General features: G+C 69.2%; 15 protein-coding genes and 1 tRNA gene. 3 read left to right on the top strand and 13 right to left on the bottom strand.

From position 1 onward, the window contains the following. The first annotated feature begins 62 nt into the window (after positions 1 to 62). Positions 63 to 1,319, top strand: a complete 1,257-nt coding sequence (locus tag LC041_RS07470; RefSeq protein WP_226532472.1) for a winged helix-turn-helix domain-containing protein — start codon at positions 63 to 65, stop codon at positions 1,317 to 1,319. Next, positions 1,316 to 2,224: a hypothetical protein gene (locus LC041_RS07465; RefSeq protein WP_226532471.1), complete on the top strand. Its 909-nt coding sequence runs from the start codon at positions 1,316 to 1,318 to the stop codon at positions 2,222 to 2,224. Before LC041_RS07470 ends, LC041_RS07465 begins: the two co-directional genes overlap by 4 nt. 12 nt (positions 2,225 to 2,236) lie before the next feature. Here the strand turns inward: LC041_RS07465 and LC041_RS07460 are convergent, their stop codons facing one another. From LC041_RS07460 to LC041_RS07450, 3 genes are all read right to left on the bottom strand, one after another. Further along, positions 2,237 to 2,803 carry a LemA family protein gene (locus LC041_RS07460; protein ID WP_029262976.1) on the bottom strand — a complete coding sequence of 189 codons (567 nt, stop codon included), beginning with the start codon at positions 2,801 to 2,803 and terminating at the stop codon, positions 2,237 to 2,239. Positions 2,804 to 2,893: 90 nt separating this feature from the next. Then, positions 2,894 to 4,207 (bottom strand): D-arabinono-1,4-lactone oxidase, encoded by a 1,314-nt coding sequence (locus tag LC041_RS07455; RefSeq protein WP_226532470.1) that lies wholly within the window; start codon positions 4,205 to 4,207, stop codon positions 2,894 to 2,896. Then, positions 4,204 to 5,451: an alanine racemase gene (locus LC041_RS07450; RefSeq protein ID WP_226532469.1), complete on the bottom strand. Its 1,248-nt coding sequence runs from the start codon at positions 5,449 to 5,451 to the stop codon at positions 4,204 to 4,206. The genes LC041_RS07455 and LC041_RS07450 overlap by 4 nt, the downstream gene beginning before the upstream one ends. A gap of 86 nt (positions 5,452 to 5,537) precedes the next feature. Here LC041_RS07450 and LC041_RS07445 point away from each other — a divergent pair. After that, positions 5,538 to 5,610, top strand: a tRNA-Leu gene (locus tag LC041_RS07445). 9 nt (positions 5,611 to 5,619) lie between these two features. On the opposite strand, the gene LC041_RS07440 is transcribed toward LC041_RS07445, so the two are convergent. The 10 genes from LC041_RS07440 to LC041_RS07395 all read right to left on the bottom strand — a co-directional run bounded on the left by LC041_RS07440 (position 5,620) and on the right by LC041_RS07395 (position 15,143). Continuing rightward, the gene (locus LC041_RS07440) at positions 5,620 to 6,306 is read right to left on the bottom strand and encodes a DedA family protein (RefSeq protein ID WP_226532468.1); all 687 of its coding nucleotides are present in this window, start codon (positions 6,304 to 6,306) and stop codon (positions 5,620 to 5,622) included. Between the two features lie 298 nt (positions 6,307 to 6,604). Continuing rightward, a complete protein-coding gene (locus LC041_RS07435; protein ID WP_226532467.1) occupies positions 6,605 to 8,116 on the bottom strand; it encodes an NAD(P)/FAD-dependent oxidoreductase in 1,512 nt (503 codons plus the stop codon). A 25-nt stretch (positions 8,117 to 8,141) separates the two neighbouring features. Further along, entirely contained in the window at positions 8,142 to 9,449 is a 1,308-nt protein-coding gene (locus tag LC041_RS07430; RefSeq protein WP_226532466.1) for a S8 family peptidase, read from the bottom strand. Beyond that, positions 9,446 to 9,988, bottom strand: coding sequence for a DUF501 domain-containing protein (locus LC041_RS07425; RefSeq protein WP_226532465.1), 543 nt, complete (start codon positions 9,986 to 9,988; stop codon positions 9,446 to 9,448). The genes LC041_RS07430 and LC041_RS07425 overlap by 4 nt, the downstream gene beginning before the upstream one ends. 47 nt (positions 9,989 to 10,035) lie before the next feature. Beyond that, positions 10,036 to 10,464, bottom strand: coding sequence for an FtsB family cell division protein (locus LC041_RS07420; protein ID WP_226532464.1), 429 nt, complete (start codon positions 10,462 to 10,464; stop codon positions 10,036 to 10,038). A gap of 197 nt (positions 10,465 to 10,661) precedes the next feature. Further along, the gene (gene eno / locus LC041_RS07415) at positions 10,662 to 11,942 is read right to left on the bottom strand and encodes a phosphopyruvate hydratase (protein WP_226532463.1); all 1,281 of its coding nucleotides are present in this window, start codon (positions 11,940 to 11,942) and stop codon (positions 10,662 to 10,664) included. Between the two features lie 112 nt (positions 11,943 to 12,054). Next, positions 12,055 to 12,714: an O-methyltransferase gene (locus tag LC041_RS07410; RefSeq protein ID WP_226532462.1), complete on the bottom strand. Its 660-nt coding sequence runs from the start codon at positions 12,712 to 12,714 to the stop codon at positions 12,055 to 12,057. Between the two features lie 31 nt (positions 12,715 to 12,745). Continuing rightward, a complete protein-coding gene (locus LC041_RS07405; protein ID WP_226532461.1) occupies positions 12,746 to 13,693 on the bottom strand; it encodes a CPBP family intramembrane glutamic endopeptidase in 948 nt (315 codons plus the stop codon). Next, positions 13,690 to 14,748 (bottom strand): DUF1648 domain-containing protein, encoded by a 1,059-nt coding sequence (locus LC041_RS07400; protein ID WP_226532460.1) that lies wholly within the window; start codon positions 14,746 to 14,748, stop codon positions 13,690 to 13,692. The genes LC041_RS07405 and LC041_RS07400 overlap by 4 nt, the downstream gene beginning before the upstream one ends. Continuing rightward, on the bottom strand, positions 14,745 to 15,143 hold the full coding sequence (locus LC041_RS07395; protein ID WP_226532459.1) for a GntR family transcriptional regulator: 399 nt from the start codon (positions 15,141 to 15,143) through the stop codon (positions 14,745 to 14,747). The genes LC041_RS07400 and LC041_RS07395 overlap by 4 nt, the downstream gene beginning before the upstream one ends. Positions 15,144 to 15,190 lie beyond the last annotated feature (47 nt).

Below are 15,190 nucleotides of genomic sequence, written 5' to 3'. Positions count from 1 at the left end.
GCCGTTGGACGCATCCTTCGTCGCCGCGGCACGATGTCGGACGCCGACGATACGCTGGCGACGTGACCGAATCCCTCAGCGCGACCCAGGCGCGCCGTATCGCGTTGGCCGCTCAGGGCTTCACGCGAGCGCGCCCGAGCTCGGTCGCCGCGCGCCACGTGCATCGGGTGATGGACCGGCTCGGCGTGCTCCAGATCGACTCGGTGAACGTGTTCGCCCGCTCCCACTACCTGCCGTTGTTCTCGCGTCTCGGCGACTACGAGCCGGCTCTCCTGGACAGGGTCTTCCTCTCACGCACCACGCACTACGTCGAGTACCTGGCCCACGAGGCGACGTTCATCCCGATCGATGACTGGCCCCTGTGGCGTTTCCGCATGGAGGACTTCCGGCGACGCTGGTCCGACGAGGACTCCTGGATGAGCCGCAACGCCCGCACCGTGGCGTGGGTGCAAGACGAGCTGCGCTCCCGCGGCCCCCTGCGACCGGCCGACCTCCGCGCGGATGCACCGCGCGAACGGGGCACTTGGTGGGACTGGGACGAGGTCAAGCTCGCGCTCGAGCATCTCTGGCGCACCGGCGACGTCGCCGTCAGCGGGCGCAAGGGATTCGAACGGACCTACGCGCTCGCCGAGCAGGTCATTCCCGATCCGATCCGTTCCCAGGAGATCTCGCGCGCCGATTCCATCCTCGAACTGACGCGCCGTGCCGCCCGCTCAAGCGGGGTCGCCACACAATCCGACCTCGCCGACTACTACCGGATCCGCGATCGCGCGGCCGTCGCCCGATCGATCGCCGTACTGGTCGACGAAGGGGAGCTGATCCCGGTGCAGGTCCGCGGGTGGCTCCGTGGCGGACGTCCGCTGGCCGCCTGGCGACACCGTGACGCCGTCCTCCCCCGCAGAGTCAACGCGGCGGCTCTGCTGACGCCGTTCGATCCTGTGGTCTGGTTCCGCGAGCGAGCCCTCCGCATCTTCGACCTCGACTACCGCATCGAAATCTACGTGCCGGCCGAGAAGCGTCGGTTCGGGTACTACTCCCTGCCCGTTCTCGTCGATGACCGCATCGTCGCGCGCGTCGATCTCAAGGCCGATCGCGCCGCCTCCACTCTTCAGGTGCAGTCCGCCTGGTGGGAACCTCATGCTCGCCCCGGAGACGCCGACGCGATCGCCGCAGAACTGGTACTCGCCGCACGCTGGCAGGGTCTCGAGCACGTGTCGGTGTCGGGGTGGGGTGACGCCACCTCCGCGGTTCACGGCGCACTGGTCGGGGCCGGCGGTTCCGTCCAGCGCCACACACATCTCAGGGAGGGCGTGACGTGAGTCGCGCGCGGTGGTGGATGATCGGCGGAGCCGCAGGAGTCGTGCTCGTCGCGGCCGGGCTGTGGATCTGGCAGACGACGACGCGCTCCCCGACGCCGGAGGACGCGGCCCTCAGCTATCTCCGCGCGCTCGAATCCGGCGATCCCGCCGCCGTCGAAGCCACGGGGATCGAGGTCTCCGCCGAGGCTCTGGCGGCCTTCGCGGCCGCAACCGGCGTCATCGAAGACGGCGCGGTGACACCCGCGCACGACAGTGGTACACCCGACGAACAAGCGACCGTCGAGGTCTCGTTCGTGCTCGACGGTGAGGAGCACACGGCAGAGCTGTCTCTGACCTCCGTCGACGGCCGCTGGATCATGGACGCCTCCGGGCTGGGCACGGTGACACCCTCGACCACGATCGGCTCCTTCGTCGCATTCGGTGAGCAGACGATGCCGGCCGGGGAGAAGACCGCCCTGCTCCCTGCCGCCTACACGGTTGGCCCCGCTCCGGTCGCGCTGCTCGACGGGTCGAGCCCGCTGGTGGTGCTCCCCGGCGAGGAGACGGACCTCACGGTGGAGGCCGCGCTCCGACCGGAGGCGACGGTCGCCGCGCAGAGTCAGCTCGACGAATACCTCGCGGCGTGCACAGCATCCTCAGACGCCCCGCCGGACGGCTGCGGCATCCGGATCCCCTGGGGCACCGAGTTCCGCGCGGTGTCGGAGTTCCGCTACCGCGTCGAGGAGCTGCCCGCGGTGACGCTGTCCGAAGACGAGTTCCATGCCGACGGCGGAGCACTCGTAGCCACGCTGGTCGGCATCGGTCAGGATGGCAACGCGCGCACCACGACGTACCGGACGCAGGCGTGGGGCGTTCGCGGCGACGTGTCGTTCACCGCCGAGGGCCTGGCGCTGTCCGTCTGGTGAGCGCGCTCTCCGTCAGAACTGCACGCGAGGCGGCTCGGAAATCGCGCTGCTGTCGGCGACCTCGAAGAACTCGCGCTCGGTGAAGCCGAGCCCCTTCGCGAACAGGTTGTTGGGGAACACCTTGATCTTGGTGTTGAGCTCGCGCACACCGCCGTTGTAGAACCGGCGCGCGGCCTGGATCTTGTCTTCGGTATCGACGAGTGCCTGCTGCACCTGGAGGAAGTTCGTGCTGGCCTGCAGCTGCGGGTATGCCTCGGCGACCGCGAACAGACTGCGCAGGGCTTGCTGCAGATGCCCCTCCGCGATTCCCGCCTCGCCGGGTCCTCCGGCCGAGAGCGTCTCGGCGCGCGCACGGGTGACGTTCTCGAAGACCGCCTTCTCGTGGGAGGCATAGCCCTTGACCGTCTCGATGAGGTTCGGGATGAGGTCGGCTCGTCGCTTCAACTGCACCGTGATACCGCTCCACGCCTCGTCGACGCGCACCTTGAGCTGCACCAACGAGTTGTACGTGGCCCACAGATAGATGCCGGCGAGCAGGATCACTCCGACAACGATCAGTACCGGCACGAGCCATTCCATCAGAGGCCCACCCTTCCTCGTGTTTCTCCCATCCTAGACGCGCACCCTGCACGTGGACTGGGCGCCGCCGCACTCTCGACGGATGTCGGATCAGCTCCCGAGGACCCTCTCCAGGTAACGGTTGCCGAACCGGCGCTCGGGGTCGAGCCGATCGCGCAACGCGACGAAGTCCTCGAAGCGCGGATAACGGTCCCGCAGCGTCTCCTCGGTCAGTGTGTGGAGTTTGCCCCAGTGCGGGCGACCACCGAACTCAAGCATGATCTCCTCCACCGCACCGAAGTACTCGGTCGGGTCGGCACGCCAATACCGGTGCACGGCGATGTACGCGCTCGCTCGTCCGTGGGCCGTCGACAGCCACCGGTCGTCGCTCGCGGCGAAGCGCACCTCGATCGGGAACTCGATCCGCCACCCCCGCTGGACGATGAGTGCACGCACCGCCTGGAATGCCGGCACGACGTTCTCGGCAGGGAGCGCGTACTCCATCTCGCGGAAACGCACGGTGCGGCTCTGGATCAGGACTCGATGCGAGAGCTCGGTGTATTCGCGATTCCCCGTGAGCGTGACCGCAAGCCGGCTGAACGGCGGTGTGATCGCGGGCACTGCCTGTCCAGCGGCGCAGACCATCCGGTACACCCCATTGGAGAGAAGCGTCTCGTCGATCCACCTTCCCACCACAGGCAGCGGCTGGCGCACGGTCGACTCGGGAAGGCGGCGCTGACGCTTGGTCAACGCGACGTCCGTATGGGGGAACCAGTAGAACTCGAAGTGATCGGAGGCGGAGACCCGCTCATCGAGCGTCGTGAGCACGTCTTCGAGCGGAGCCGGCTCATCGATCGCATGCATCACGAAGGCAGGCACGCACTGGAGTGTGACATCGACGATGATTCCGAGCGCGCCGAGACCGAGCGCGACCGCAGGCAGCAGCTCACTCTCACGCTCATCGTCGATCCGGAGGAACTCGCCGGCCGCCGTGACCATCGTGACCCCCACGACCTGGGTCGCGAGCCCTCCGAACCTTGCGCCGGTGCCGTGGGTGCCGGTCGAGATGGCACCGGCGATCGACTGTCGGTCGATGTCTCCCAGGTTCTCCATCGCGAGTCCGAAGGGCGCGAGCAGACGAGGGATCCGGTGCAGCCGGGTTCCTGCGAGAAGTGTCACCCGACCGGTCGCGGGATCCGCGGAGACGAGCCCCTGCAGATCGTCGAGCTCGAGCAGCACTCCGGGTGCCACGGCGATGCCGGTGAAACTGTGTCCGGCGCCCACCGCCTTCACGCTGAGTCCTTGCTTCACCGCGGCGAGCACCGCCCGCTGCACGCCCTCCGGGCTGCGCGGACGCTCCACACGCACGGGCCGCACGGACGCCGAGCGGCCCCAGTTCTGCCAGGATCCGCCGATTCTCGTCACAGGAACGCCTTTCCCTCGCCGCGATACGTCGGCAGCTCGTCGATGATCTCCTCACCCGAGACCAGGTGGTATCCGTCGATGCGCTCGGCCGGTTCCCCGCTCTTGGCGTGGCGGAACCAGACCCGATCGCCCACTCCGAGCGAGCGGGCGGCCGCACCCTGCAGCGGCGTCTGCACCTCCCCCGCAGCTTCGCGCGAGAGCGTGTGCAGTCCCTGCGGCCAGACGGCGCGGGGCTGACGCGAGGCCACGGCGGGGCCGGAAGCGATCCACCCGCCGCCGAGCACGGTGGCGATGTCCGGGGCCGGGCGTCGGACGACGTCGAAAGCGAAAGCGGAAGCGGGCGCGGGACGGAATGAGCGGTAGCCGTCGAACAGGTGCCCTCCGAGCAGTCCGCTGCCGGCGCTCGCCTCGGTGAGGGACTCGTCGCTTCCCGTGAACTCCAGCGAACCCGTCCCGCCCCCGTTGAGGATCTCGAGGGGAGTGATCGCGCCGACCGCGGCGACGATTTCCGCCCGACGCGCTCGCAACTCGTTCCGCGAGCGCGCCTGCACCATCCGGATCAGGGGCGCATCCGGACCGGCGTCGTCGCCCTGCCCGGCGATCTGCGCGTCGTACATCTGCAGACCGACCAGCCGGAAGCCCGGGCGCGCGACGACCTTGCGGGCGAAGGCGGCCACCTCTGCCGCAGAGAACAGTGCTGAGCGGCGCACACCGATGTGCCCCAGCATCGAGGAGCGCCACGAGGCGTCGACGTCGATGGCCACTCGGATCTCGGGCCGAGAGCCCGGTCCGGCGACGCTGTCGATCACATCGAGGTGGACGAGGTCGTCGATCATCAGCGTGATGCGCTGCGCCGCCTGCTCGTCGGCGAAAAGCCGCTCCAGCCCCGCCCGGTCCACGGTCGGATAACCGAGCATGATGTCGTCGTGCGTCTCGGCGAGCCAGAGCGCTTCCTCGAGCGTGAACGCGAGGATGCCTCGGAACCCGGGAAGCTTGAGCACCGCATCGAGCACGGCGCGCACACGCACCGACTTCGACGCCACACGGATCGGGAGGCCACCGGCGCGGACCAGTAGATCCATCGCGTTGTAGCGGAGGGCTTCCCGGTCGATCACTGCGACGGGCGCAGGCAACTGGCCGGTCACAGCGGAGAGGCGCGGCCAATAGCGGGCTGGGTCCTCCCACTCGGGGGCGACCGCAGGCGCGCCCGGGGCCGGGCTCAGTTCGTCGATGAGGTCGAGCACTCCCCCACCCTAAGGCCTCCTCGTACTCGGGATCACCCCCTGCGGCACCGGGTCGCATCCGCTGACCGGACTAGGCTGACGAGCGGGCCCCCGTAGCCCAATGGCAGAGGCAGGCGACTTAAAATCGCTTCAGTCTGGGTTCGAGTCCCAGCGGGGGCACACGTGAGGTCAGTCCTGGGCACGGGCGAGCTTCTTCCGCTCCCCGGCCGCCTCCCGTACCCGACGTACGATGAGCACGACGAGAGCGATCGCGATCGCCGAGTAGACCGCGTAGTCGAGGTAGCCGAGGTAGTGCTCCAGTTGCTCGTGCTGTGTGCCCAAGGCCGCACCGACGCCGAGGAGCAGCGTGTTCCAGAGCCCGCTCCCGACGATCGTGAAGAGGCTGAAAGTCACCAGATTCATACGAGCGGCGCCCGCGGGGATCGAGATGAGGCTTCGCACCCCCGGCACCATGCGCCCGACCAGCACCGTCCAGGCTCCGCTGCGCACGAACCACTGGGATCCGCGCTCGAGGTCGGAGCGGCTCACCAGGCGCGTCGCCGCGAGCAGTCGCACCGCGCGCTCCATGCCGATCGCTGCGCCGAGGCCGTAGAGCAGCAGGGCTCCGAGCCACGATGCCAGCGTGCTCCAGAAGATGAGCCAGCCCAAGTTCAGCTCACCGCTCTGGCTGAGATACCCCGCGAACGGAAGGATCACCTCACTCGGGATGGGCGGGATCAGCACCTCGAGGAAGACCAGGAGGCCGACTCCGAGATCGCCGAGAGCGACGAGCACATCGGCCGCGAAGCCGGTGAGGCCGGTGAAGCCGTGATCGGATTCGGTCGCGAGCAGCATCAGCGGGGAGAGGCTTCCCATGGTCGTGGTCCCTTCGTGGAGCGGGCCACAGGCGATCCCCGTGTCGGAGACTGCGGGGGTTTCTCGGCGGCCCGCGGTGCGGGGTGCCAAGGTCTCCTCCACCCTCGCGGGCCAGCGGGCCGGAGCACATTCCCGTGCTCGTAGTGACGACGACGCTGCAGACGGGAGTACTCCCCTTCGCGGTGACGACACTATCGGAGGTCACCTGAGCGTCGCCCCAGAAACGCGCGACCGCCGAGAACGAGGATCGGCCCCGGCGCTGAGCGCACGGGGCCGATCCTGGGACGCGGTGGTCCGACTACTTCGCCGAGGCCTCGACGGGCTCGGCGGCCTTCTTCGCAGGAGCCTTCTTCGCTGCCGCCTTCTTGGTCGCCGGCTTCTTCGCGTCTGGCTCACCCTCGGCGTCGGAAGCCTTCGCCGCCGACTTCTTGACGGGAGGCTCGGACTTCGCAGCCGGGGCGGAATCCGCCGCGGGGGCAGCGGGGGCCGCGGGACGCGGACGAGCCGCGAACTCCTCGAACACGTAGCGCGGATTCTGCACGGTCTCGAGGTTGACCAGGTCGCGGCCCAGCCACAGGTTGTTCCACCAGCCCCACAGCACGCGCCACTTGCGCTCCCACGTCGGCATCGCGAGACCGTGGTAGCCGCGGTGCGCGACCCAGGCCACGAAGCCCTTGAGCGCGATCTTGCCGGACTGGAAGACGCCGTTGTACAGGCCCAAGCCCGCGACGGCGCCCAGGTTCTTGTGGAAGTACTCCTTGGGGTTCTCCCCGCGGAGCACAGCGACGAGGTTCTTCGCGAGGAGCTTCGCCTGCCGGACCGCGTGCTGAGCGTTCGGCACGCAGAACCCACCGACGCCACCACCGGAGAGGTCGGGCACGGCGGACACGTCGCCGGCGGCCCAGGCGCCTTCGACGAACGCTTCGGGGGTACCCACGCGCAGGTCGGCGCGGGTCTGGATACGACCGCGCTCCTCGACGGGAAGATCTCCGCCACGAACCACCGTCGGGTTGGCCATGACACCGGCGGTCCAGACGATGACGTCCGTCGGGATGACCTCGCCCGTGGAGAGTTCGACGTTGCCGTCGACGGCGCCGGTGACCTGGGTGTCGAGGTGCACGTTGGCGCCACGCTTGGCGAGATCCTTCAGCACCCACTCGCTCGTCTTCAGGGAGACCTCGGGCATGATGCGCCCCATGGCCTCGATGAGGTGGAAGTGCGTGTCCTCGAAGCTGATCTGCGGGTACTTGCCGACGAGGGAGGAGGCCAGCGAGCGCAGCTCCGCGAACACTTCGATGCCGGCGAAGCCTCCGCCGACGACGACGACCGAGAGCAGACGGTCGCGCTCCGGGCCGGCGGGGAGCGAGGCGGCCTTGTCGAAGTTCGACATGACCTTGTCACGGATCGCGACGGCCTCCTCGATCGTCTTCAGCCCGATCGCGTTGTCGGCGATCCCGGGAATCGGGAACGTGCGCGATACCGCGCCGGCGGTGACGACGATCTGATCGTACGCGAACTCGTACGGCTCGCCCAGGGGCGGCGTGATCGTCGCGACCTTCTGCGCGTGGTTGATGTTCGTCACCTTCGCGGTGAGGACGTGCGTGCGCTTGAGGTGGCGACGGTGCGCGACCACCGAGTGCCGCGCTTCGATCGAACCGGCGGCGACCTCGGGGAGGAACGGCTGGTAGGTCATGTAGGGCAGCGGGTCGACCATCGTGACGTCGGCTTCGCCCTTGCGCAGGTGCTTCTCGAGCTTCCACGCAGTGTAGAAACCTGCGTACCCTCCGCCGACGATCAGAATCTTGGGCACAGTGCTGTTCTGAGGCACAGAAGAACTACTCCTCGGAGTCGGGGATTTGGCGTACGGAAACGCGCGCCGATCGGATGCGCCGGGCAGCTGCGGTGACGCCAAGCGCTATCAGGATACCAGGGACCGTGAGCGCAATGAGCGGCAGGGTACCGTAACGCAGCGAATCGGCGCTGGGAAGCAACGGTGAACCGGCCTCACTCGGCGCATCCGCCGCGGGCAGAGGCGGCACGGCGATCGGGGTGATGGTCGTCTCCGGCTCCGGTTTCGCCTCCGCACGGCGGAACCACCGGATCCACTCGGCGAGGTCGCCCATCGGATTCTCGGTCACCGGCGCGATGTCCGCGGAGATCGCCGCTGCCGCATCCACGAGCCCGTAGCCGTACAGCGGATCCCTCGGCTTGACGGCATCGGGAACCGGGATGGCGGTCTTGATGATCCGGTTGATCACGTCGATCGCCTTGATGTCGGGATGCGCCGAGCGGATCAGCGCCGCGACGCCGGCGACGATGGGCGCCGCGCCGCTCGTTCCGCGCCACGGCTGGATCGTTCCGTCCGCCGAGACGCCGATCAGGCCTTCACTGGGTGCCGAGATGCCGATGGTGATGCCCTGCGTGGAGGCCTCGACACTCGCCGTGCCCGTCTGGTCCACGCCGCCGACCGTGAGCACCCCGGGGATCGTGGCCGGCGCGCCGATGATGTTCGTTCCGCTCCCCCGGTTCCCGGCCGCGACGACGACCACGACATCATGCTCGAACGCGTACAGGAACGCGTCGTCCCAGCTCTCGTCCCAGTCCAGCGTGTTCGTCGTGAAGGACAGGTTGATGATGTCTGCGCCGTTGTCGACGGCCCAGCGCATCCCCTTCGCGACCTGCTCAGTGAAGGGAACCGCGGCCGCCGCGCCGAAACCAACGGAGATCGACAGCAGGTTCGCCTCGGGCGCCACGCCGATCATGCCGGTACCGTCGGCCGCGCCCCGTCCCGCCGCCAGCGAGGCCACCCAGGAGCCGTGGTTGCCGTCGACCGCGCCCAGGGGCGTGCGCCCGTCCGGGGTCCCGGCGCCCGACACGTCCGTGCCGCCCACCACGGCATCGCCGAACACCTGCGGCACCTTCCCGATGCCCGTATCGATCACGGCGATCGTCACGCCCTCGCCCCGCGTCGTCTGCCAGGCCTCGCGGATCCTCGCTCCATCGAGCCAATACTCCGACGCACGCGTCGGGTCGGCCGGATCATCCGGGATCGGAGGCGGGGTCGCTGAAGCCCCCAGGAGCAGCACGGAGGCCGCGACCACGACGATGGCGGCAGCGCTGCGGAACGTCCGGCGCACGGTCATTCCGGGAGAGCCGCCTCTTCGCGCGTGGCCGCACCCGGGTCTTCGCACCGGCAGACGGTCGGAGACCACGAGGACCGCGCCAAGGCGGCGTCGCCGATGGGGTTCACGCCCGGGCCTGCCGCAAGAGCGTGTCCGGCGAGCGCGTGGAGGCACTTCACACGCGTCGGCATGCCCCCGGCGGAGATGCCGTCGATCTCGGCGACCTCTCCGAACTGCGTGCGATCGGCGAGATAGGCCCGGTGGGCGGCGAGGTACGCCGCGGCCACCTCCTCGTCATCGACGAGCAGGGCGGCGAGCTCAGGCATCACCTGCGTGGCTTCGAGCGTCGACATCGCCGCCGTCGCCGCCGGGTGGGTCAGGTAGTAGAAGGTCGGGAAGGGCGTGCCGTCCGGGAGGCGGGGCGTCGTGGCGACCACCGTCGGGTTGCCGCAGGCGCACCGTGCGGCGATGCCGACGACACCCCGCGCGGGACGGCCGAGCTGAGCCGACACGACGGCGAGCTCCGTGGGAGTGGGGGCAGGGAACGGCGGCGTGGTCACCTCTCCAGCGTACGGGAGCCGCCCGAGAAGATGCTCGACGAGAACCCTCAGCGGGCCACTGCCGCCGTGTCGCTCAGGCCCGTCGAGACGAGGGTGCGCAGCAACTGCGGCATCCAGTCCGCGGGCTTCTCCTGGATGGTGTCGCTGACCGGCTCCTGCTCGCGCGGCAGCTCGGAGGGATCGAGGTCGTTGTCGATCAGATACACGACCTCACCCGGCTTCACGTAGTACAGCCGCTCCCGCGCCTGGGTCGTGATGTAGGAGGGGTCGTTCCAGCGCTCGCGCTCCGCGATGAGAGTTGCGATCTCATCCTCACTGACCTGCACGGATGCCTCGAGAGCCGCGATCTTCTGGCGCTGATCGATGAAGGTGCCGAGTGTGGGCACGAGAACCCACGCCCCGAGGACCACCAGAGAGAGCATGATGACGGAGAAGGCGGAAAGGCGGATGCCCGAGGCCCATTCGCGGACGTCCACACGCGGAGCGGAACCACGGACCGGCTTCGATGCACTCGGCGCTGAGGCCGACTTTCCCGTCGTCCGTGGAGTCTTCGGCGCGGGAGACGCCGAAGGAGGAGCCGGTCGTCGTACCACGGCTCCTCCTTCTTCGCCGCTGCCTGGCGGATTACACGTATGCCCTCCGCCGGCGAGCTCTATCGCTGTGTCTGCTGCGCTCAGGCCTGGTAGCGCGGGAACGCCGAACGACCGGCGAACACCGCGGCATCGCCCAGCTCTTCCTCGATGCGCAGAAGCTGATTGTACTTCGCCACGCGCTCGCTGCGGGCAGGCGCACCCGCCTTGATCTGACCGGCGTTCGTCGCGACGACGAGGTCGGCGATCGTGGTGTCCTCGGTCTCGCCCGACCGGTGCGAGAGCATCGCCGTGTAACCGGAGCGCTGCGCGAGGCTGACCGCGTCGAACGTCTCGGTCAGCGTCCCGATCTGGTTCACCTTGACGAGCAGCGAGTTCGCGACGCCGCGCTTGATGCCATCGGCCAGGCGCGACGGGTTCGTGACGAACAGATCGTCACCGACCAACTGCACCTTGGAGCCGAGGACGTCGGTGAGGTGCTTCCAGTTGTCCCAGTCGTCCTCGGCCAGTGCGTCCTCGATCGTGACGATCGGGAAGTCGTTGACGAGCCCGACGTAGTACTCCGTGAGCGCGGCCGCGTCCCAGTCCTTGTTGTCGAGACGGTAGACGCCGTCCTTGAAGAACTCGGTGGCGGCGACATCGAGGCCGAGGGCGATGTCGGTGCCCGGGGTGAAGCCGGCCTTCTCGATCGCCTTCACCAGGAAGTCCAGGCCCTCGCGGTTGCTGGGCAGGTCGGGGGCGAAGCCGCCCTCGTCGCCGAGGCCGGTTGCGTAGCCCGCGGCCTTCAGCTCGGCACGCAGCACGTGGTAGGTCTCGACGCCCCAGCGGAGGGCCTCGGAGTAGGTCTGCGCACCGATCGGGGCGAGGAAGAACTCCTGCATGTCGATGCCGTTGTCGGCGTGCTCGCCGCCGTTGATGACGTTGAACAGCGGAACGGGCAGCACGTGCGCGTTCGGCCCTCCGAGGTAGCGGAACAGCGGAAGATCCGCCGAATCGGCTGCGGCCTTGGCGACCGCGAGGCTCACGCCGAGGATGGCGTTGGCGCCGACGCGCTTCTTGTTCTCGGTACCGTCGACCTCGATGAGAATCTCGTCGACGATGCGCTGCTCGCTCGCCTCGACGCCCTCGAGCGCGGGACCGAGCTCGTCCACGACGGCCTCGACCGCCTTGAGCACGCCCTTGCCGCCGTAGCGGTCCTTGTCTCCGTCGCGGAGCTCGTACGCCTCGAACGCACCGGTGGATGCACCGGACGGGACTGCCGCCCGCTGCACGATGCCGTCGTCGAGGAGGACCTCCACCTCGACGGTCGGGTTTCCGCGCGAGTCGAGAATCTCGCGTGCGCCTACAGCCTCGATCAGTGCCACTGATGTGCTCCTTGCTCAGGGGGAAAACGTGGTGTGGAGCGTCGTCGATCCGCGCCCAGTCTAGCCCGGGCTCCCGACCGTCTCGGGGACTCTTTGCTCCCCGCAGGCGGAGTCAGACGACGACCGCGATCGCGAAGCCGTCCCATCCCTTCGCCCCCACGGTCTGAAGCGCCGTGGCGTCGAAGCGCGGATCCTCCCCGAGCATGCGGAGGCCCTCCCTCGTGCCGACTACCTTCGGGTCGGTGGCATCCGCGCAGACGATCTCCCCCTCGCGCCCGATGTTGTCCAGCACGATCACGGTTCCCGGGTGGCCGAGCTTCGCCGCCCAGTCGAGGTAGATCGTGTTGGACTCCTTGTCGGCGTCGATGAACGCCAGGTCGAAACCACCGACCAGGCTCGGGAGCACGTCCGCTCCCCTGCCCACCCGGATGTCGACGCGATCGCCGACGCCCGCTGCATCGATGCTCGCTCTGGCGACGGCGGCGTTGTCGGACTCCGCCTCGATCGTGACGACCCGCCCCTCGCGCCCGACCGCGCGGGCGAGCCAGATCGTGGAGTAGCCGCCGAGCGTGCCGATCTCGAGCACTCGCTGTGCGCCGCTGATGCGGACGAGGAGGTTCAGCAGCTTGCCCGCCACGGGGGCGACCTCGATCTCGGGCAGCCCCGCTTCCCGCTGCGCTGTGAGCGCGGCGTCGAGTTCGGCATCGGAGCCGATCAGGGTGTCGGCGAGGAACGAATCGGCCTGCGACCAGGCGGTGGGAGTGGAGTCCATGCCCTCAGCCAAGCCCCGACGCCTCCGCGCGTCAAGGCTGCCGTGGTGAGAGCCGGGGCGCCGGAGCGGCGAGTTCCGGCTGCGTGCGGAACTGCCCCGTCAGCGCGAGCACGACCGCGACGATGAGAAGGACGATCCATCCCGCCAGCCCCAGCGGCCCGGCGAGTGCCATGTCCGGCTGCGAGGCGGCGAAGATCAGCACGAGTCCGGCGGCGGCATTGAGCGATCCGTGCGCGATCACGGCGGGCCACACCGAGCCCGAGCGCAGACGCAGCCAGCCGAACAGCACACCCCAGGCGACGCATCCGCCGATCATGAACAGCACGCCCAGGACGTCGGTGCGCCCGAAGTTGTAGCCGAGCAGGATGACCGGGCTGTGCCAGGCGCCCCAGATCACGCCGCTCAGGATCAGGGCCGGCCAGGTTCCGAGCGGGCGCAACGCCGGCAGCAGCCATCCCCGCCAGCCGAGCTCCTCACCGAACGCGAAGATGCTGTTGATCAACGCGCCGACCGGGATCGCGGCGAGCTGCGCGAACACGAGGATGCCGACAGGGGGCAACGGCGTACCGGCCGGGACGGCTTTCTCGAGTTCGGCGGCGAAGGCGGGGAAGGTCGGGTCGAACTGCACGAACCCGAACGCCATCGCGACGAGCAGGGTCGCCCCCACCAGCACGGGCGGCAGCAGCCATCCGACGACGATGAGCCACACGACGCGCTTCGCCGGACGCAGCGGCCAGAGCCCGAGGAACCGAGCACGCCCGCCCCGGCCCGGGACCCCCACCGCGAACGTGACGATGATCGCTGCGACCGCTGGAGTGCACATCATCAGCGGAAGCAGCACGACGGTCAGCGGCTCGGCGAGTCCGTCACCGAGCCACAGGGGCAGCGACACCAGCCACGCCAGGGCGAAGGCGACGAAGACGAAGAGGAGGACAGCGGGCCAGGGCACGCGCCGCAGTGGTGGAGTGGACTCGGTCATGAGGTCTCCTTTCCGGAGTCGGTGGGCATCGTGCCCGATGTTCGCGCGCGGTCGACGTACGCCTGCAGCAGTGCCGCGGCCTCTTCTGCGCCGTCGATCGTCACGATGAAGGGACGTCGACCGCGACGTGAGACTTCGATCGCCGGGCCGCGGCGCAGAACGATGCCCGAGCGGCCGTCGACAGCGATGCGCCATCCCCATCCCCCGAACTCACCGAACGGCGAGATGTCGACGGCGCGCGCCGACTCGACCTCGTCGACCGGGATGCGAACGCGCGGCCACCCCAGGAGCGATCGCGCGCCGAAACCCTCCGGGGTGACGGCGATACGGAAGGAGGCCGTGGCCGCCAGCGCGACACCCACGACGAGCACCACGAGAGTCACGATCGCCCCTCCTTCGGTACCGGTCCCGAGCAGGTAGGCGGCGAGCGCGACGAGCCCGAGCAGGACGACGAGCAGGAAGGCGATCACGCCGCGGGGCATGCTCGTCGTGGCGATCCATACGACGCGCTCCCCCTTCTCGATGTGCACGGCGTAGCGCGGCTCGAGCGTACGTCCCCGCGGGGCGCGGACGCGAGGTTGCAGGGCCCACGCCGCTCCCCCAAGGATGAGGAAGGCGGCGAACGCGAGGGCGACGACACCGCCGATGCCCGGGGTGTCGGACGCATCGGCCAGATCGCGCTGGATCGCCAGCGACCCGATGCTCGCGACTGCGGCGAAGGCGGCCATCCCGGCAGCGAGCGCGCCCATCAGGCGGGCCGCACCGCCCCAGTGCGAACCGACCGCGAGGAGTGTCGTGACGGCGATCAGCAGCGGGAGCCCGAAGCCCGCCCCGAGGAGGAGCCAGAGATACGTGGTCGCGGGCCCGAACGCGTCAGCGCCGTTCACCCCCCAATGCGTCGCGACCTCCTCCGGCAACGACGGCAGCCACGAGAGCAGCACCACCAGCGCGGCCGCCGTGATCACGATCGGCACCAGCACGGCGACGACGGAGAATGTCCATCGGGCGCGCTTCAGGAGCCGTTGCGGGGTGCGGGTGAGGTCGTACGTGGTCACGGCGAGTCCTCCTCGCGACGGTCGGAGTGGTCGAGGTCGGAGCGGGCATCACGGTGGGAGCGCACGATGCCCGCGAGCGTATCGGCGGAGACACCGAGCGCCGTGGCACGGCGCACCAGGTCATCGATGTCATGGGCGAGTTCGGCGAGAGGCGCGGCCGACGCCGCGATGACCGCGCCCCGGCCCCGGCGCAGGTCGACGAGCCCTTCGTCGCGCAGCCGCTGGTAGGCGTGGAGCACGGTGTGCTGATTGATCGACAGCGCTTCGGCGACGTCACGCGCGGCGGGAAGCCGGTCGCCGGGGGCCAAGGCGCCGGCGAGCAGGTCGGCGCGTATCGAGGTCGCCACCTGGTCGTACAGCGGACGAGGGCTGTCAGCATCGACGCGGATGAGCATACGACGGTCCCCCTTCCGGAATCGCTAGTTATTCTATGTGAACTAGA

The sequence above is a fragment of the Microbacterium paraoxydans genome, assembly GCF_020524545.1.
Taxonomy (GTDB): Bacteria; Actinomycetota; Actinomycetes; order Actinomycetales; family Microbacteriaceae; genus Microbacterium; species Microbacterium paraoxydans_C.
The sequence above is the reverse complement of the archived record's forward strand: the minus strand, read 5'-3'. Positions and strand labels throughout refer to the sequence as shown.